The organism is Patescibacteria group bacterium, from assembly GCA_020148045.1.
GTDB lineage: Bacteria > Patescibacteriota > Minisyncoccia > Minisyncoccales > GWA2-38-27 > JAHCRG01.
In genome coordinates, this window is sequence record JAHCRG010000007.1 from 58,143 (window position 1) to 77,074 (window position 18,932).

At 36.1% G+C, this 18,932-nt stretch carries 13 protein-coding genes; all 13 read right to left on the reverse strand.

The annotated features are described in order from the left end of the window. Positions 1–17: 17 nt before the first annotated feature. Positions 18–1,475: a radical SAM protein gene (locus KJA13_02895; GenBank protein ID MBZ9577961.1), complete on the reverse strand. Its 1,458-nt coding sequence runs from the start codon at positions 1,473–1,475 to the stop codon at positions 18–20. Positions 1,476–1,485: 10 nt separating this feature from the next. Continuing rightward, the gene (locus tag KJA13_02900; GenBank protein ID MBZ9577962.1) at positions 1,486–2,508 is read right to left on the reverse strand and encodes a radical SAM protein; all 1,023 of its coding nucleotides are present in this window, start codon (positions 2,506–2,508) and stop codon (positions 1,486–1,488) included. Positions 2,509–2,543: 35 nt separating this feature from the next. Further along, positions 2,544–3,485, reverse strand: coding sequence for a radical SAM protein (locus KJA13_02905; protein MBZ9577963.1), 942 nt, complete (start codon positions 3,483–3,485; stop codon positions 2,544–2,546). Between the two features lie 136 nt (positions 3,486–3,621). Further along, positions 3,622–4,704, reverse strand: coding sequence for a radical SAM protein (locus KJA13_02910; protein MBZ9577964.1), 1,083 nt, complete (start codon positions 4,702–4,704; stop codon positions 3,622–3,624). Between the two features lie 9 nt (positions 4,705–4,713). Beyond that, positions 4,714–5,742, reverse strand: a complete 1,029-nt coding sequence (locus KJA13_02915) for a radical SAM protein (protein MBZ9577965.1) — start codon at positions 5,740–5,742, stop codon at positions 4,714–4,716. Beyond that, complete coding sequence (locus KJA13_02920; GenBank protein ID MBZ9577966.1) at positions 5,742–7,649, reverse strand: glycosyltransferase; 1,908 nt, start codon at positions 7,647–7,649, stop codon at positions 5,742–5,744. Before KJA13_02920 ends, KJA13_02915 begins: the two co-directional genes overlap by 1 nt. Then, positions 7,618–9,786, reverse strand: a complete 2,169-nt coding sequence (locus KJA13_02925; protein ID MBZ9577967.1) for a CIA30 family protein — start codon at positions 9,784–9,786, stop codon at positions 7,618–7,620. The genes KJA13_02920 and KJA13_02925 overlap by 32 nt, the downstream gene beginning before the upstream one ends. A gap of 21 nt (positions 9,787–9,807) precedes the next feature. Next, positions 9,808–12,543, reverse strand: coding sequence for an ABC transporter ATP-binding protein (locus KJA13_02930; GenBank protein ID MBZ9577968.1), 2,736 nt, complete (start codon positions 12,541–12,543; stop codon positions 9,808–9,810). Position 12,544: 1 nt separating this feature from the next. Continuing rightward, positions 12,545–13,324 (reverse strand): ABC transporter permease, encoded by a 780-nt coding sequence (locus KJA13_02935; protein MBZ9577969.1) that lies wholly within the window; start codon positions 13,322–13,324, stop codon positions 12,545–12,547. Beyond that, the gene (locus tag KJA13_02940) at positions 13,306–14,640 is read right to left on the reverse strand and encodes an FAD-dependent oxidoreductase (protein MBZ9577970.1); all 1,335 of its coding nucleotides are present in this window, start codon (positions 14,638–14,640) and stop codon (positions 13,306–13,308) included. Before KJA13_02940 ends, KJA13_02935 begins: the two co-directional genes overlap by 19 nt. Continuing rightward, positions 14,640–15,620 carry an undecaprenyl/decaprenyl-phosphate alpha-N-acetylglucosaminyl 1-phosphate transferase gene (locus KJA13_02945; protein ID MBZ9577971.1) on the reverse strand — a complete coding sequence of 327 codons (981 nt, stop codon included), beginning with the start codon at positions 15,618–15,620 and terminating at the stop codon, positions 14,640–14,642. The genes KJA13_02940 and KJA13_02945 overlap by 1 nt, the downstream gene beginning before the upstream one ends. Then, positions 15,614–16,816: a glycosyltransferase family 4 protein gene (locus KJA13_02950; GenBank protein ID MBZ9577972.1), complete on the reverse strand. Its 1,203-nt coding sequence runs from the start codon at positions 16,814–16,816 to the stop codon at positions 15,614–15,616. The genes KJA13_02945 and KJA13_02950 overlap by 7 nt, the downstream gene beginning before the upstream one ends. A 106-nt stretch (positions 16,817–16,922) precedes the next feature. Next, positions 16,923–18,932, reverse strand: a complete 2,010-nt coding sequence (locus tag KJA13_02955) for a TonB-dependent receptor (protein MBZ9577973.1) — start codon at positions 18,930–18,932, stop codon at positions 16,923–16,925.

An 18,932-nucleotide genomic window follows, 5' to 3' on the forward strand; every position in this document is an offset into this window, starting at 1 on the left:
TATCTCCTGTCCAAATGTTAATTAAGAAACAGTTCTTTTTTAAAAGAATTTAAAATTTTTCTTGCTTTAAAATAACCTACATCTTTTTTTCTATAAGCCTTGGCGGTATTCTGCGTGGTATTTAACATGCCTATTTTATGCAAAAATTTGTTAAATATGTTCTGTCTATGTATTCTTTCTATTTCGGTGTTATCGCCATATTGCCATTTTCCCTGTGGATAAGTCGCTATATTTAACCCGGAAGAATTTCGGTATAAACTGGACCCCTTAATAATTTCTAATCGGTTTGCCGGTGAAGCTTGATTTATATATTTTTTGTTTTTTACTATGAATTCCATAGTTTCAAATAAATCTTCTCGTGTTTCTCCAGGAAAGCCTACTATCCAATTAGTAGAAGTCTGTATCCCATGTCTTGTAGCATGTTTTAAATTTTTTTCTATTTCTTTGAAGGTATAGATTTTTTTCATCAACTTTAGAACCTTGATTGAAGTAGATTCTACCCCAAAAGTTACAGTTCTACACCCTGCATCATACATTTTTCTGAATAAGTCCCCAGGCATATCAGCTCTTACTACCATATTTCCGCTCCAGAACAAATCATTAATACCTGTGCTTATCAAAGCATCACACATTTCCTCTAAAAGTTTTAAGTTCCCATTAATTAATAAGTCATTAAATTTCATTCTTCTTAATGAATAATTTCTATATAGATAAAGAATCTCTTCTGCAATTTTTTTACAACTTCTATTCCTGTATTTTTCTTGGTACCAGGTATCTACACAGAAAGTGCACCTATTGATACAACCTCTACTAGTAAGAAGAGGTAAAGAATTTCTGTGTAGATATTTATTTAGAGGAAACAGTGAGAAGTCCGGAATAGGAAGGTCATCTAAATTGCTTATACAATCTCTTGCAACAGTAGTAATTTTACTTTTACCGTCGTACATTACCAAACCTTTACACTCTGCTGAAAACTTACCCTGAGAAATCTTCTCTATCATTTCTACTAGAGTAATTTCGCCTTCACCTAAAACTATATAATCTCCTTTGCCTGGCCTTGAAAGAAAATAGCCCGGCTCTTCTTCACGACTACACTCTGGCCCGCCAAAAACTATTATTTTGTCAGGAGCCAGTTCTTTAATCTTAGAAGACAAATGAACACTGAATGCGCTGGATGTGGTTTGGACAGAAAAGCCGATGATATCTGCTTTAGTCCTTAATACCCTATCGGCATAAATATCGGCAATCTTATTTAATTCGTTTTTTTGTAGAAAAAAATTAGTGGGTAAGCAATATACATAATTTTCGGGTTTCCAAAATTTCTTATATTGTTGATAGGCATGAAAAAAATCAACGTTGATATCCAGCACTTCAACTGAAAAATTTTTCCTTTTCAAAGCAGCTATCAGATAAGCCAGCCCCAAAGGCGGCATCTCTATGTCATAAACAGGACACTGAATTAATAATATTTTCATTGACTATTCCTTAAGGCTTGGACATACACGGTTGCAGACATAGCTGTTTGCATCTTTTTATTTTCATTCTTGCTTTCCGGGCTTCTTTTGAATACCATATTTTCTTTAACTTTCCACTTCTTATATTTCCATATTCCCACCCGCACATACTCATATCTCCGTGAGGATTTATCTGAATCCAGTGAAACCCGGCAAAACATCGCCAATAAGGATTACTCAATTTACCGGCAAAATATTTTTCGTATAAGGCTAAGTTATCGAAGTTTGAAATAACAGGCCGTTTATATTTTTCTCTATAATGTGAAATTTTATTTATACTCGATTTAAATGAATTTATCTTATTGGAATCAAATAAAAAATTGTTAGTTGAATGATTCTTATGTGTATAAGTATTATCTTCTATAAAGGGAATAAACAATATATGATTTATGGAAAGTTCCCTGCCTAAGTCTAGCAATAGAAGCATTTCCGTATAATTAAATATGTTGACAGTAAAAGATAAACCTATTGTTAACTCTGTATCTTTTAATTGATTTAGAATCTTTATGCCTTCTAAAGTCTTTTTAAAGGACCCTTGGCCTCTTATATAATCATGGGTTTTATCCGAAGCTCCGTCTAAAGAAATTTGCAAGTTGTTTACTTTCGCATCAATTATCTTAGAAGCTACGTCCCTGTCAATAAGCGTCCCGTTGGTAGTTACGGTTACCTTCATTTGCGTATTTTCGTTGACAAATTTAATTATTTCAAAAATATCATTCCTTAGAAAGGGCTCTCCGCCGGAAAAGACTATTGTTTTTATCCTCATTCTATCGGCCTGCAAAATTATATTTTTAATCTCATCTACGGTCAATTCCTGTTTTTTTTGCGAAGGGAATTTATAGGTTGTGCAAATTTTACACTTAAGATTGCATCTGCCCGTTACATTAATCTGAATAAAGGACGGGCTAACGAAAGGAAAATTAAACATTCTGGAAATGGTATATTTAGTACCAATAAAACGTCGTTTTAATTTTATTTTAGAATCCTTATTCATAGCTTATTAAAAGGTAAAAGTTTGCGTACATAAAGTTAAGTGACTTTTCTTAATATACCATTTGCAATTTTCTTAACTAATGAAGTTATATTTATTAACTCCGGCTCATGCATTTCGGGGAATAGACATACCTTCTCACATCTCTTAATTATTTTTCGCATCCTCCTTGCCTCTTGCCCATACCATATTTCTCTCAAAGTTTTTTTCCTTATATCGCCTATCATATCCCGGCACATCCATACCCCGTAACTTTTCTGTTCATTATAAGAAATAATTAATCTCGTAAAACCGATAAAGCAGCTTCCTTTTGACGAGGAATAGCCGTCATTAAAATATTGCGGCAGGAGCTTTACCCCCGGACAAAAATCCAAAAAATTGGTTGCTTTATTAAAGATTTCCAAATCTTCGCATATTTTTTCAAAAAAATCTTTCTCGGAAGGAGGAATCCAAAAAGAGTTTTCACTAAAATCTCTACGGAGAGGATCGGCGTTACTTACATGTGCCGGCCTTAATGCCAATCTCCTGCACCCTAAGCCTTGTGAGAGCTGAGCAATATTAACCAAATCCTTGTAATTCTGACGGGTAATTGTTGCTGTTACGCCTACGGATTTGCCGTTAGCAATAAATTTTTTGATATTATTTATAACAACGTCAAAACTCCCCTTTACTCCTCTTATACATTCATATATTTGAGCCGTGGAGCCATCCAGCGAAACCTGTAAATGATCTACTTCGGAATTAACTATTTTCTCAACAATATTCTTTTCATAAAACCCATTTGTAATCATTATAACTTTACGGCCTTTATCTTTAGCGTAAGCAATAATCTCAAATATACCGCTATACAGAAAAGGCTCTCCCCCCGTCAGGACTAAATCGGGAATTTTCAATGCCGCCATTTCATCAATAATGTTTTTTATCTCTTCGCAAGTAATTTCATATTCTTTGTCGAATTTACAATTTTTTATATCGCACATTATGCACTTTTGGTTACAGATATAATTTAAAGTAAGCGTTATATTACGGGGCGGATACAAAGGGAAATTAATCTTCTTTGACAAAAAATATAATATCCTTTCCCAAGTAGCACTTTTTTTACACACTAAAGTACCTCTATTTTATACCTACTATTCTTTTAAAAAGCCTTCTTATGTCTGCCAGAATATCTGAAGGCAAATAGACACAATCCTGGAGGCAATGTTTATTACACTGTTTGACTATATTTCTTATCCGCATAGCTTCCTGTGAAAACCAGATTTCTTTTAAACTTTTTTTTTCCAAATCTCCGTACATCCCCACGCAACTCCACACTTTTCCATCATAACCTATAACTATCCGCTTAATTGTTTCGTAACATCTAAATCCGCTTCCCGGGCTTTCACCTTTAAAATAGCCAGGAAGAGCTTCTAATACTGCCTTATCGGTACAAATCTCAAAATCTTCAAGTGTATCTTTTAGGTGTATTATTTTTTGCATATACTTCTTTAATTTAATAATATTCTCTTTAGACGGCCATAAATCATTTTTTCTTTTTTCAGACATCTTTATATTATTAGAGAGGAGCGGCTGGAAGATAATGCAATTACATTTATTGGCTCTGGCAAATTCAATCATCGGTAATATATCATTAATATTTTTATCCATAATTGTAAAATTTATTCCAACCGTAGGAAATAGAGATTTATATTTAGACTTATAATAAATTAATTTATTGATGTTTTTCTCTGCCTTATTAAAAACGGTTTTGCCTCTAATCTCATCATTTGTATCTTCTAATCCATCTAAAGAAATAGTAATATGGTTCAACTTAATTTCGAGCAATTTTTGAATAATCTTGTCGTTAAGCAACACCCCGTTTGTAACAATATCTACTTTTTCTATACTATGGGTAACAGCGAATTCTGCAATCGCAAGCAAATCGTCTCTCATCAATGGCTCCCCGCCGGAGAATATAAGGTGCTTTATTCCCATGCCTTCTATTTGGCAAATAGTCTCTTTTATTTTTGATGTAGTTAATTCTTTTGCTTTATCTGAAGTCTTGTTGATAGCACACATTTTGCATCTTAAGTTGCATCGATTAGTAGGAGAAAAATAGACATGCTCGGGAGGAATTAAAGGATAGGACAATACTCTACCGAAATAATATCCTAATTTTTCTTCGAGCATGGTATATTCTTTTTCCAAACGATTATTCATCTTTCTTTTTCATTTTTTGTTATAAAATCTTATTAAATTTGGAAGATTTTGCGCTGTTTCTTGAGAATAACAACTCTGCATACATAAATTTTTACAATTTTTTGAATGAATACGCAATTTATAAGCTTCTTTTGATTCCCAAGCTCTTTTTAAAGAAATTTTATCTAAATTCCCGCAAATTCCGTGACAACTATAAATTAAAGGTTCATTTTTTGCATAACAGATAAACACAGTTTTAAATCCGCCAAAACATATCCAATCTTTCTGTGTAAGTTGTCTCTGGTAATATTTAAGCAATAGCTCCAGGCGGGGCTCTTCGCAAATAGTTATGTGCTTTGGTCTATATTTTCTTAGCTTTGCGAGTTCGTCTTTCAATATGGCGACGTCTTCTTTCTCTAGCCAAAACGGAGATAATCTTCTGTCAAAAAAATTTGTATTATCGCTCGCTAACGGCTGGAAATTAATTACATCGGCACCTAATTCATCGGCTAATTTGACCAGTTTAAATAATTCTTTTACATTTCTATTCATAACCGTACAGGCAATTCCTATCGACAAAGAACCATTGTTGTTTCTTTTTTCCATTAAAATCTTTATCGCCTTTATTGCCTTTTTAAATGCGCCTCTGCCTCTGAAAAAATCGTGTGTGTGGCCTAATCCATCAATAGAAAAATGGATGTGATTTATCTTGGAGTTGATAATCCTGTCTGCTAACTCACTGCCTATCGACATACCGTTGGTAGTAATTATATTTTGTAATCCTTTCTTATGAGAGTAATTACAAATTTCGAATATATCTTCTCGCAAGAAAGGTTCTCCGCCGGTTAAAACTACTTTTCTTACTGTATAATCAGCAGCTTCCTCAATTATATGAAATATCTGTCCAGTAGACAGCTCTTCTTTCCGAGGCAATAAATCAACTATACTGCACATTTTGCATCTTAAATTGCATCTATAGGTGAGCGAAATCTGAATTATTTCTGGCGCAATTATAGGATAATCTATTTTCCGGGATAACCAAGAAAGAAACGTATTCATTATTCAGGGTCACAAAAACATGGCAACAAACATGGCCATGAACATTTTGCTACTCTTTCCCTTGCCTTAATCATTTGTCTACTCTGAAGAATATCTTCCAAATCCTGCTTCTTTATGTTTCCATAAGACGAAAAACAAGTTCTGCTTTCTCCCTGATTAGAAACTAAAATTGTATATTTAGCAGATATACATTTCACATCCTCAGAAGTAATTATGCCCCGGAAATATTTTTTAATACATGATAAATTCTTAATAGAATTCCTTACAAAGCATGGATTCTCTTTCTTAAATTCTATTAATCCATCTATAATTTCATCAAGCATATTAAACCTTTCTTTTGGAATCCAGAAAAGGGATTTGTTCCGTTGAGTCATTTTTAAATTATTTGGCAGTAATGCCTGGAATTGCAAGGAATTTGCTCCTAATGACAAAATAAGCCCTGTCAACTCAAGCAATTCTTCCAGATTTTGATTTAAAATTACAACAATCGCATTAAAGTTTACCCGGGGATATTCTTTTTTTAATTGTGCAAGCAACTCCAGTCCTTTTACTGTTTTTTGCCAGGAGATATCAGAATTTCTTATCGCATTATGTATTTGTGGCTTTACGGAATCCAAAGAAATAACCGGAGAAATTGTATTGTCTACAAGATACGGGGTTAATCTCTTTAAGTATTCTTCTATAACTACCCCATTGCTTAAAATTCCTAAATTTTTAATCCCTAATGTTTTTGTATAATCAAGTATTTCAAATATATCTTTCCTTAACAAAGGCTCTCCTCCGGATAAAGTAATTTCTTTTATTCCTACTCCTTTAGTTTGGGAAAGAATCTTTTTAATATAAGAAATAGGAATATCCTTATCTCTATTTGCTGTCTTCCATATATCGCAAATCCGGCAAGAAAGATTGCAAGAATGAGTAATATCTAATATAAGAAGGCGGGGAATGCAGAAAGGCTTTTTCTCTCTCTTTAAGGACTTTTCACTTATTCTAATAAATTCTAAGACATTACCTGCAATGTAGAAAATTTTATGAAGGACAAAATGTGAATAGATAGATATTTTTTTATGGATATCATTAACATTACTTTCTTTTATAAGCCTTCTTCCTAAAGAATAGCTAAAACGAGGAATCTTTATAATATTAATCAAAATAGCAATCCAGAAAGAAAACTTACCTGTTTTTAATTCCTTCAATAAAGGGTGGTCTTTATGCACACATTGGGTTAATAAATTTCCTCTTCCATAAATACAGGCTTGCCTTATAAAACTGTTTAGAGTATCATTTCGATAATGGAGGACTTTTATATTCTTATTCCAGATAAATCTATGCCCGTGTTTAAATAAACGCCAGAAGAATTCTAAGTCTTCTCCTCCTGGCAAAGAAAATCTCTCATTAAATGTATATTTATCAAAAATCCGTCTTTTAAAAGAAACATTGCAGGTTGGAAAAAATATAATCTCTTTTTTCTTATTTAAATTAGTTTGGATAGCGCCGTTGCTTAAAAATTGACCCACCATAATACTCGTTTTTTTATAAGGAGTTTCTGTCAGGCCCCCCACAGTGATAATTTCTGGATTTTTTTTATGGGACTCAACCATCAGCTTAACCCAATCTCTATCTAATGTACAGTCATCATCGGTAAAACCAATAATTTTCCCTTTTGCTTCTTTTATCCCTAAGTTGCGGGCGCAAGCTGGCCCTTTATGAAGCTGCTGAATATATCTTAGATTTTTATACTTTTGCATTAAGGCATCTATCATCTGGGGGATGTCATCCGATGAGCCATCGTCTACTATTATAATCTCATACTTATCCTTTGAATAGTCCTGCTCATCCAAAGACAAAAGGCATCTCTTTAATGTCTCTTTTCTGTTATAAGCTGGGATTATTATCGATAATTCCATTTATTTGCTGTTCTCCATATTCCCAATATTCAGCTAGGTTGTTGCTCTTATTGGCCAAAATCTTTATACAAGTCAAACTGAGAGCAGGAAAATTGTGAGAAAAACTAATCGCGTCTTCGCCTTCTGGCCCTTCTTCTAGTATGACCTCTGTATAAAAGGATTTCTTTTCTTTATTTACTACCATTACTATGATATTGTCTCCATTGTTGCATGCATAAACATTAAGTCTCCCGGGTAAGGAGCTTCCGGCATCTAAAATACTGCCTTTGAAATTCAATGAATATAAAGCCAAAACGTAATATAGAGGAGTAATGTTATCCGTTTCGTCAATTAAAGCTATATTATGATCTGATGAATTTAAGCAAAATTGCGTTGCGTAGCCTACCCTATATTTGGCCATAATACCGTAAAGGTCAGCAAGGTATAAAACTTTTATAATTGGGTCATAATCTACCATCGATTGAGATTCTATATTAAATTCTGTAATTGCTAATTCTGTCCCGGGGTAATTGGTTTCTATCCATTTTTTAAATTTTGGTAAAACTTCGCCGATTTGTCCGCAAGGAAGGGAATGGTCATAATTATTAATATAATTATGGCTCCACCAGGTCTGGGTTGACCTCAAAATCAGCGAGATGTCTTTTTCTATCTTACCTGTCAGGGGGTCTCTAAAAATAGGATACAGATGGAAACTCAAAACATCCAAAATACGAAATCCTTCTGGATTTTCAGTTTTATTATTTTGATATTCATAACATTTATTCAAAAAATATTCTATGATTTGACGCTGGCTATCCTCCGGGGATAGTGTCCCCCAGTTCATCCAAGAGCTGGAGATAGCAGGAGCAAAAATCTTTATCTGCAAGGCCGGATTTATTTCGGCCTGGGCTTTTTTCATTGCTACTGAAATTTTCTTAAATATTTCAAAATATTCTCTAATTGAGCAAGGGGTCTTTCTCACATCGAAGTGGACATCGTGCCATATAAAAGGCTCATTGCCTATTTCAAAAAATTTAATATTATAGCCTCTTTCTTTATTAAGATACCGCACCAAATCTGCCGTATCTTCAGGGTCCATACATTTCGTAAATTTATCCTTGTTTTTTTCGTCAGGGGCATATCCTAAAGCATTAATCTGGATTAACGGCTCTGCGCCTATTTGACGGCAGTATTGGATAAACTCATCTAAATCTGTCATAGTCAGTGCTTTTTCATTCGCCGGAAAGGTATATTTGCTACTGCGCCAATTATATCTATCCATAAAAGGTCCGCCTGCTCTTATTAATTTCAAACCAAGAGGGGCTACTTTTTTCTTATCCGGCAAATCAAGCCAAACGCCCCAGTTTGCTCCATAGAGGCATGGGCTTATCATTTTATCTTTTTGCCGGAAGGCGCAACTGTAAACTCTAATCTTTGCATCGGTTTTCTCTGAACTGCGATTTATTAAATTTATTAAAGAATGCTTGGGCGGTAGACTACGGACTCTTTCCAAATTTGGTATTTCTGGAAGTTCTTTTTGTAAGAAATTTATATTAAGTAAATATATACTTCCTCGTTCGCCATCCCTTCCTTTCTTATGTAAACCAAATGTCTTTACTTTATCCCATTCTATAGATGGATTAAAACCGCGGTGACGTGGTGTCCAATCTTTAGCTATTTTAAATTGAGAGAAAGGTAAATATATTTTTTTATATTTATCAGTGACTATAAATCTATACCAGCAGGGTTTAGGTATCCCTGTGTTTTTATCCTTAGTTAAAAAATAGAAATAAACTTCCTCCCTCTTTTCACCTTTAATATATAATTGAACTCCTGTATACCCTGTCAAGTCGTTCACCCTTTCAAATTCTATAAAAAAGTCTATCTCCGGCCAAAGCCACAATTCTGTTGCTTTTAAAGTATAGTTAAATCTGACACTGTCTTTCTTTTCGTTTGAAGTTTCTACATAGCCAATTGAAGCACCCGGCCAACCTGAATCGTTTAATACCTTCCAATGCCCGGAATCGAAATCTAAAGAGCGGTCATCCTTTTCTAAAGCAGCGTATGAATATTCATAGAGGGTAAATCCTGTTAAAAATACTAAAACAACGGTTATCCCTTTTATTGTAATTCTATTTTTGCAATTAAATATAGTCATCTAACTATTGAATAAACCCTGTTAGAGAGCTTTCTCTAACGGAGTAAAATGGATTCTCCCGCAGAAATACAGGTATTCGCCGGGAAAGATAGTTAGCCTTTGCGGATTTAAATACTGCAAGACTCTGCCCCGATGATAGACATCCGAATTTATAATATTAAGACGCCAATCTGGATTTTGCTTTTGCGGAAAAAATATAACTGATGGTAAACGCTTTTTATCTGCGGATTCGGCTGCTACGGCAATGTATTGGGTATTGTTGCCTCCGGACCATATACAATCCCAATCATCGGCAATATCTTCTTTAAAGGAAGGGAAAAAGCCTTTTTCTTTATCTGTTATCCACCCGGAGTACTTTTCAGAAAGCATAAGGTTTGTCTGCAAACGATCAACCTCTATTTTCTTATCTACTTTCGTTTTAACAGTGAATTCAAAGGAATTGTCTTTTTTTAATCTAATTTGCCAGTGTTGACTTATGGGTAGATATAACCACTTTCCAAAGACCTTAATTGTCTCTCTACTTTTCTCTTCAGTCTTCCATATAGCTTTTGAGTAAGAGTCGTGCCAACGTCCCTTTGAGCGAATAGATGTATATAGGCCAAAACCCTTCGTCAGCTCTGTTCCTTCCCAGTAAATGCAGCCTTTGCCTTTATCAAAGTTAAAATCTAAACTTTTAGTTCGAAGTATATTTGCCGAATCTTCTATACGTACCTGAGCGGCTTTATTCAAATTGGCTTCAATTGCAAAGCAAGAGTATTCTCCCGGTAAAAGCCTTACATTCTCTTCTGGTTCAACCTTCTCTATCCGTAATATCCTTGCTTTATGATAAAAATCTGCGTTGAGAATTTTGGCAAAGTTATTTAAATCTTTAGAGAACTTTAAAGATAGAGCGGGAAACCGATTATTTTGACTGAGAAGTCCAATTGAACCATCAGGAATACATCTTTGCAACATATCTATCTCACTTTCTAAAAACTTATCTGGAAGATTTCCTGCTCCATAGTCACTAAAATAATGTTTATAACCTTCGGAGCATATAAACTCAGCCCGTTGCTCCTGGATATCCACTTCAGCATTAACTTCCATATTAACCTTCCATGAAAACTGAGACTTATTACTTATTTCCATTTCCCAAATCTGCACAATGGGAAGATTGCGCCACATACCTCTGGCAATTAGTTTATTCTTATCTTCCTTTTTAACTTCCCAATGTGCTAAATGAGAGTAATAGCGCCTTCCATTCATATAAAATGAAGTACCTATATGGGGGGCACAAGTCAAATTTGTGCCATCGTATAAAAGTATACCCTTGCCTTTCTCAAATACTAATTTCAATTCATCATCAACTAAAGTAAAACCATCCTGTAATTTTTCTAAATAATTATTTATATCTGGACAATTAAGAATTATTTTTCCCGAAAAGTAAACAAAATGATTGGCACAACTTGATGAGTAATTCTGCAAAGCTAAGGCCCTGTATTGTAACATCCTGCAATTATTAAAGTAATCGCTATTTAATATTTGAGCCCGGCATTTAGATGTATAGCCAGATTGCTCGAAAATTAATGAAGGAAGTTTACCATCTAGAATCTCCTTTGTTCTTACACCGATACATTTTCTAAAACCATTTACGTTAAGCAACTCTTGCCAGTCTTTATCATTATTATCTTTGGATGGAAATTCGCCTTTTTCTGAAGGAGTAAACCATTGAGCGTATTCATTACTTAACATAATATTTGTGTATCCTTCTTGAATTTCAATGGGTTCTTGCAATTCCATTTCGATATTCCATTTTAGCTCATAATTATCAGTTAGTTCCAATCTCCAAACCTGAGTCAGTGCCAGTTGGTAGAATTGGCCTTTAGCCACTAATTTATTTTCGCTTTCTCTTTTAACCTCCCAGTCTGCCTGAAGGGAACTATACCATCTATTTGCGGTAAGGAAAATAGTATGTGCTCCGGAATTAGGAGTAAGAAGCTTATCTTGCCAATTTATAAAAAATCGACCATTATTAAATACAACATTCAAAGGTCCTCTTTCTAAAAAGCCTACACCTTCTTTAACGCCAAACATCTGTGTATAAAGCCGAATTACTTTGTCAGTCAGGCCATCCTTGACTATCCTGCCCTCTTTGAGGAAAATTGCTCTTTTACAGATGCGCCTCAACATATTCATATCGTGGGTAACAACGATAATAGTCCTTCCTTGTTCTTTTAATTCAAATATCTTTTTAATGCATTTTCTCTGAAAATATTCATCTCCGACTGTCAGGATATCGTCGATAAGTAGTATATCGGGGTCCATATGGATAGCGATAGAAAAGGCAAGGCGAACGAACATACCTTGAGAGTAACATTTGACCGGTGCATAGATAAATTTACCCAGAGAAGCAAAATTTACAATCTCTTCATATTTTTCTTCAATCTGACTCTGAGTTAGGCCAAATAAACTGGCATTTAAATAAATATTCTCTCTGCCTGTAAGTTCTGATTGAAAACCCGCGCCCAATTCTAAAAGTCCAGAAACTCTTCCCGAAACTTTAAGTTCTCCGCGGTCTGATTTAAGCATTCCAGCGATTAACTTCAAAATTGTAGATTTACCTGAGCCATTTTCTCCAATTATCCCTAACGTTTCTCCCCGCTCAACGTTGAAACTTATGCCTTTTAACGCCCAAAAGTTATCCCAGGAGGCCTTCCCCTCAAGAATAAACTTGATCCGATACATCTCCCAAACATCTTTAAGTTGGATTATATCCATTCTAGATTTCCTTTAAAATTTTGGATTCAGAAGAAGAAAAAAACATCAAGCCTAGAATTAGACTTAAGGCGGTCCAAATAAATATACCTATAAATACGGGGGAGTTGGGAACATTACCTCTAAAAATAATGTCTCTATAAAAAACAATAAAAGGTGTCATTGGATTAAAGCCGCAAACCCAACGAAAGTTTGCGGGAATCATATCTACAGAATAAAATACCGGTGTAATCCAAAACCATAACATTAATAAGACTCCTAATAGATGGCTGATGTCGCGAAAAAAGACATTCAAAACAGACAAAGCTAAACCCAGCCCACAAACAAAAAAAAGGTTCAGGAGAAGAACAATAATTAAAAGTGGTAATAACAATACTATCTTTGGACTAAAGAATAGAAATAAAGGATAAATGACACACCAGCCAATAAGAAAATTTAAGAAATTAGATAAAATCGAACTTAAGGGGATAATTTCGCGAGGCAAGTTAAACTGCCGTAAGATATTTTGCTGATTTAAGATAGAGGATGTTGCTTCAAATAAGGCATTGGAAAAAAACATCCAGGGAAATATTCCCGAAAGAACAAAAAGAGGAAAGTTCTTTATTTCTATTTTAAAGATGATGTTAAACACAAAGGTTATTGCAAACATAATCAATAAAGGATTTACTATTGCCAACCAGAAGCCTAAAATAGAACCAGCGTATCTTGATTTGAGTTGCTTGATGGCCATATCCCATAGGGTATGGCGATGCATATATATACTCTTTATTCTTCCCTTAAGCATCCTTGAGCTAGCTTATCTCCTTGTAAAACTTCAGCTATCTTCCTTCCCTCGAGTATGGCCTCTTCCATAGTCATATATTTCCAGCGCCCGTATCGGCCAATAGGGTAAATATGGTGCTGATTTAGATATTCCTGAATTGTTTTTGTGCTTTCTGTATAGTTACGGTCGTAGATTATATAGGCATATTTGATGTCCAGCGGATCGCAAACTTCAATAGTATCGGCGGCAGATAAAATTTCTACTTTACGCAGGTCTTTTAATATCCTCTTAACTAAATCCTTTTTATTTACCGGTCTATCTGGAGAGTAGGAAACCTCCGCATATAGGGAACTTTTGCCTGGAGGGACTAAAGCAGAAGAAAAGTTATGAGGAAAGCCAACGCGAAAGAAAATAAATTTTTTTTCCGGGAAATATATCCAGTGTTTATCGCTAATATTACCTCTGGCTACACCCAGGTTAAGGCAAAAGACAGAAGTATATTTCAGTTTATTTAAGGCTACCTTTATTTTTGGAGGCAGATGTGGAATAAGTTTAAGCATCTCCGGCAAGGGCAAAGTTGAAATTAAGTTAATAAATCTTGCTTTCCTGCCATTGCGGAAACTGACAGTTCTTGTCTTCAGGTCAATTTCTGCTGCCTGATGTAAAGTGTGAATGTTATTCTTAATACACCTTCGCAAAGCAAAAATAAGGTTTTCTATTCCTCCTTCTTTGCGAAGGTACCAGAATTGGGCATTATAACCAAAACGCTTTTTGCTCTGGGCAATAGTGCCGCCTAACACATCTTTCAGCGAAGGCATGGGGATGTAGCCATCCACCCATTCACAAGTAAGCCTATGGGCAGAAATAGTCCAGAACTTGTTATTATAAGGTAGCATAAAATGTCTGGCTATGCCCGGACCGAAGGTGTGCAAAATCCACTGTTTAAAGTTAGTGTGCCTGTGTTTATTGACATTGCCATTTAGCTGAGCATCGATAAAGCCCAAAACACACTCTTTGATTACATTTTTAGGCAAACCAAATAGATTAACCTGAAAAGGATATCGGGTATAACAACCAAAAGAGTTAATCCAGGAATCTCTTCTAATGCATGTTAAATTACCCCCCATTAGCTTTTGCACCAGATTTAAGATATCCTTATCTTTAAAATGGAGCAGGTGCCCGTCATAATCAAAGGTATAACCATTGAAGTGCCGGGAGCGACAAAGTCCGCCCGGAGTGGCTTCCTTCTCAAAAATCTGATAATCCCTCTTCAGAAAAAATGATGCACTTAAGCCGGCTAATCCTGCTCCTAATATAACAATTTTTTCTTTGTTCATTAACGGGCTTTTTGGCTTATCTTCTTGCCTAAAGTTAGGCAGACGGCAACTACCAAAAATAGAATAATTATACCTATCTGGTTGGAAACTCGGCTAATAATTAAACCGTTGAGGCTAAAGAACAGGCCAAATAGATACATAAATATGAGCGCTTTACTTTTAGAAAACCCTTTGGCCAGGAGTCTAAGGGCAAAGTGGTCGTCGCTTTTCTTAAAAATCGACCTTCCTTTTCTCGCCCTTATAAACATAACAAACAATGTGTCATACACAGGAAGCCCCAGAACAAGAATCGGGCAAACTAAGGCTATTTTCTTCTCTAGAGGAGCATAACTTATCAATATAGCAATAGCGGCAAGTGCAAAACCCAAAAAGTGGCTCCCGGAATTGCCCATATAAACTTTTATTGAAGATAAATTATAGCGCAAAAAACTTAATGTTACTGCTGTCAAGGCCAAAGAGGCAACTGCTATAGAAAGATTAGCATTAAATAAAGCAATAAGGAAAAACGTCACCGAAGATATAGCGGCAACTCCTCCTGCCAGTCCATCCATTATATCTAAGTGATTAAAGGCATTGGTTATTCCTAAGACCCAAAGAAAGGTAATTAAAACATTCAAATAAGGCCCGATATAGATAATCCGCGTCTTTATGCCAAAGAGAATAAGCAAAACGGTGGCGACAATCTGAACCAGGAACTTAATAGGCACAGAAAGTTCTTTTTTATAGTCGTCGATTATGCCAAAAGCCACCAGGAGGCCGGAACCCAGGATTATCCCCCAGCCTGTTTTATTCAGGACTCCGTAAATTGAGCCCCCTAAAATACAGACGATAGAAAAAGCCAGCCACATACCCAGGCCGCCCAGGCGGGTTATGCCCTGGGGACTCACAAAGTTGGTCTTTAAGGCAAGGCTTCTAAACAAGGCAATCAAAATCAGCCCTAATACCAAGGCAGATAAGAAGACAAGGGTATAGCCTAACACAGCCTTTTCTCCTTTCCTAAAGTCTGATAAAGTTTGTCTATTCTTTCTACCATATGTTCTACTTCAAAAGAAGGACCAAGCAACCTTTTCCCCTCTCGGCCCATTTTGCGGGCGAGGGCTTTATTCTTTAAAAGGGCAGCGGCTCTCTGGGCCATAGTTTGGATATTCCCGGGAGAAACCAAGAATCCATTGATACCATTGCGAATTATCTCTTGTGCACCGCCAGTCGATGTAGCTACGATCGGCACGGCAGAAGCCATGGCTTCCAAGAGAACTATTGGCGAGCCTTCCCATAAAGAGGTCAACATAAATACATCTAAGATAGACAAAATCTGGGGGATATCGCGACGCCACCCTGTGAAAATAACGTCTTTCTCCAGGGCAAACCTTTTTCTTAAGCCTTCTAATTTTCTGCGCAAAACTCCATCGCCAACCAAAAGGAATTTTGTTTCAGGAAAATTCTTTTTTACAAGAGCTGCTACTTTGATAAAATCCTCAGGGGCCTTTTGGGGTTTAAAACAGGCGACCATCCCCACAACGTTAGAATCTGTCTTTAACCCCAACTCCTCCTTTTTCTTTTTGATATCCGCCTGGCAACCAGTAAATTTCTGCAAGGGGATGCCATATTCAAGCAGGGCATATTTATCCTCCGTGCCAATGCGGGCATTTAGACCTTTTTTAATGACGCTTTGTGAGACAGCAATTAATTTATCGGTAATCCTGGCGGTTAGCCGTTCCAGGAAGATAAAAAGCCTTCTTGCCAATGGATTCTGCCATTGGTGGAATCCCCATCCATGAATAGTATGCAGGATTACAGGAACACCAGCCAACCTGGCGGCCCAGCGGCCTAAAATTCCTGCTTTGGAGCTATGGGTGTGAACAATATCGAAGTTCTTATTTTTAATGAACCTGGTAAGGCTAATTAGGGTTCTAAGATCTTTCAGGGGGCTTATGGTTCGCTTAAGGGCGGGTAGAAAGGCTGTATTTATTTCCGGAATATTCAGGGCATCAGGAAGTAAAATCCCGTCATTTGAGCTGACAAGAGAAAGATTATATCTCGTTTTATTTAAAATGCTTACAATATCTAGGGCGCTTTTCTGCGCGCCACCTAATTCCAGCTTCGTGACTATATGCAAGACATTTAATCTTCTCAAGCCATCTCTTCCCTTTGTCCTTCTAACTATAACATACTGCATCACCTCTGTCAATTTAAGAAAATTGCCTTCGGTAATAACCTTAATATGCAATTTTCGCAGTGGTGTACGTTATATACTTTCCTACACCATGAAAAATCAAGGGATATTAAAATTCCGCTTCCACCCCAAAAGTGAATGTTCTTTCCGGAGCCGGACTAAATTTTTTCACTCCTCCTGATTTAAAACCATAAGAATTGTATCTTTCATCTAAAAGGTTATCGATTGCAAAAAATAGAGACCACCACTTATGTGTATAACTAAGTTTCAGATCCGCAGTAGTATAGCTGGGGAGCTTATCGTCGTTGGCTGAATCTATATATGAACTGCCAACTCTGGTAACAATTAAATTTGCTCCCCATCCAGAATCTGTCTCCCATTTTACCCCCAGGCTTCCTTTATGTATGGGGATATTGGCCAGGTATTTACCGTCGTAACTTCCGCTTTCATTTTTGGCTCTTGTGTAACTATAATTGACAAAAGAAGTTAATTCCTTAATAATTTTGAGAGTCAGACTTGTTTCAATCCCTTTATGTGATGTCTGACCGTAATTTTTATACTGCCTCTGCGTATAATCATACCAAATCTCGTTATCGAGCTCCATCCAGTATAAGCCAACATTTGCTCTTAAGTAATCATTGAACCGATGGCGTATGCCTGCCTCATAATTTTCCGCTTCCTCGGGATTTAAATCGGGGTTAGAAACGCTTCCATAGGTAAACATCTGTCCTATCGTAGGAGTCCTAAAAGCCTGGGCATAATTGGCATAGAGATTACAATCTTTACCATAAGTATAGACTATGCCGCACTTCGGACTTGTGCTGGACATCTTTCTATCCTCTGAATTAGTTTCATCCTCATAGTCAGTAAAGTCAAACTTTATTAAATCGTATCTTATTCCTGCTATAAGTTTAAGAGGGGCAAAAAGTTTAATCTCATCTTGAACATAGGAACCAATTTTATCTCGTTTAACCTTATAATTACTGCCAATAGCACCTCTTATCTGACAGGGTGCGGCATATTCCTGGTAATCAAAATTGTTTCTTTCTAAATCGATACCTGTGGTAAAAGAATGCTCCATTCCAAAAATTTCCGGATTTATATTTAAGCGCGAAAGGAAACCGTAGGTATCTTCTTCATCGAGTTGCTCTTGTGTAGAACTATTTGTAGAACCACTGGTATAAAAAGATTCGCTATCCTCATATCTATAGTAAAATGTCTCTTCTATTTTAAAGATTTTCCCTATATCCTTACGGTAAGTTAGGCCTAAATTAGTCTTTTTAACTTCGCTTTTATCATTCTCTGAACCGGGCCTGGCCTGAGGTCTATCCTGTTCAATTTGTGCTTCGGTGAGCGCCCAGGCATAGGCACCTCTTTGTTTCTGGTGGTAATCCAAAGATAATTTTAAATCCTGGGTCTGGTCAATTAAAAAATCTAATTTCCCGTTGAGATGGATATCCTCATAATCACAGTGCCTGCGAAAGCCGTCTGTTGATTTTCTGCTTACACCTAAATAGGAGCCAATTCTCTCAAGCATTCCGGAGATGGAAAGATTATAATTTTGCGTATCAAAACTTCCGTAAGAAGCAGATATCTTAGTCTCAGGAATAACGCTTGGTCTCTTGGTGATAATATTAATTACCCCGGACATAGCATTGTCTCCGTAAAGACAAGAGGCGGGTCCTCTTACTATTTCTATTCTCTCAATATTGTCCAGAGGAATTAGACTCCAATCCACAAGTTTAGACTTACCTTTATTTTGCGGTATTCCGTCTACGAGTATTAATTGATGTGTGGACATCCCTCCCCAAAACCCACGCATATTTATTCTGCCCACTGTCCCTACGCCGGAAGCATCATACATATAGACACCCTCTAAGTGCCTTAATAAACCGGGGACATTTTTTGCATTTGTCTCTTTAATTTCTTCTTCTTTTATAATGCTTACAGTGGAAGAGACCTCCGATAATCTCCTTTCTATTCTTAAGGGCGTTATTGTTATTGGCTCTAAGGTAATCTTTTCCAAATCTTTGTTTTCTTCTGCCAAAATTGTTCCTTGCAAACTGCCTAAAATCAGCATTTCCACTATCAACATCGAAATTATTAATTTTCTTCTCAT

Coding starts and splice junctions, on each gene's coding strand:
- KJA13_02895 (MBZ9577961.1), bottom strand. CDS start 1,475: ATGAAAATATTATTAATTCAGTGTCCTGTTTATGACATAGAGATGCCG.
- KJA13_02900 (MBZ9577962.1), bottom strand. CDS start 2,508: ATGAATAAGGATTCTAAAATAAAATTAAAACGACGTTTTATTGGTACT.
- KJA13_02905 (MBZ9577963.1), bottom strand. CDS start 3,485: ATGTGCGATATAAAAAATTGTAAATTCGACAAAGAATATGAAATTACT.
- KJA13_02910 (MBZ9577964.1), bottom strand. CDS start 4,704: ATGAATAATCGTTTGGAAAAAGAATATACCATGCTCGAAGAAAAATTA.
- KJA13_02915 (MBZ9577965.1), bottom strand. CDS start 5,742: ATGAATACGTTTCTTTCTTGGTTATCCCGGAAAATAGATTATCCTATA.
- KJA13_02920 (MBZ9577966.1), bottom strand. CDS start 7,649: ATGGAATTATCGATAATAATCCCAGCTTATAACAGAAAAGAGACATTA.
- KJA13_02925 (MBZ9577967.1), bottom strand. CDS start 9,786: ATGACTATATTTAATTGCAAAAATAGAATTACAATAAAAGGGATAACC.
- KJA13_02930 (MBZ9577968.1), bottom strand. CDS start 12,543: ATGGATATAATCCAACTTAAAGATGTTTGGGAGATGTATCGGATCAAG.
- KJA13_02935 (MBZ9577969.1), bottom strand. CDS start 13,324: ATGCTTAAGGGAAGAATAAAGAGTATATATATGCATCGCCATACCCTA.
- KJA13_02940 (MBZ9577970.1), bottom strand. CDS start 14,640: ATGAACAAAGAAAAAATTGTTATATTAGGAGCAGGATTAGCCGGCTTA.
- KJA13_02950 (MBZ9577972.1), bottom strand. CDS start 16,816: ATGCAGTATGTTATAGTTAGAAGGACAAAGGGAAGAGATGGCTTGAGA.
- KJA13_02955 (MBZ9577973.1), bottom strand. CDS start 18,932: ATGAGAAGAAAATTAATAATTTCGATGTTGATAGTGGAAATGCTGATT.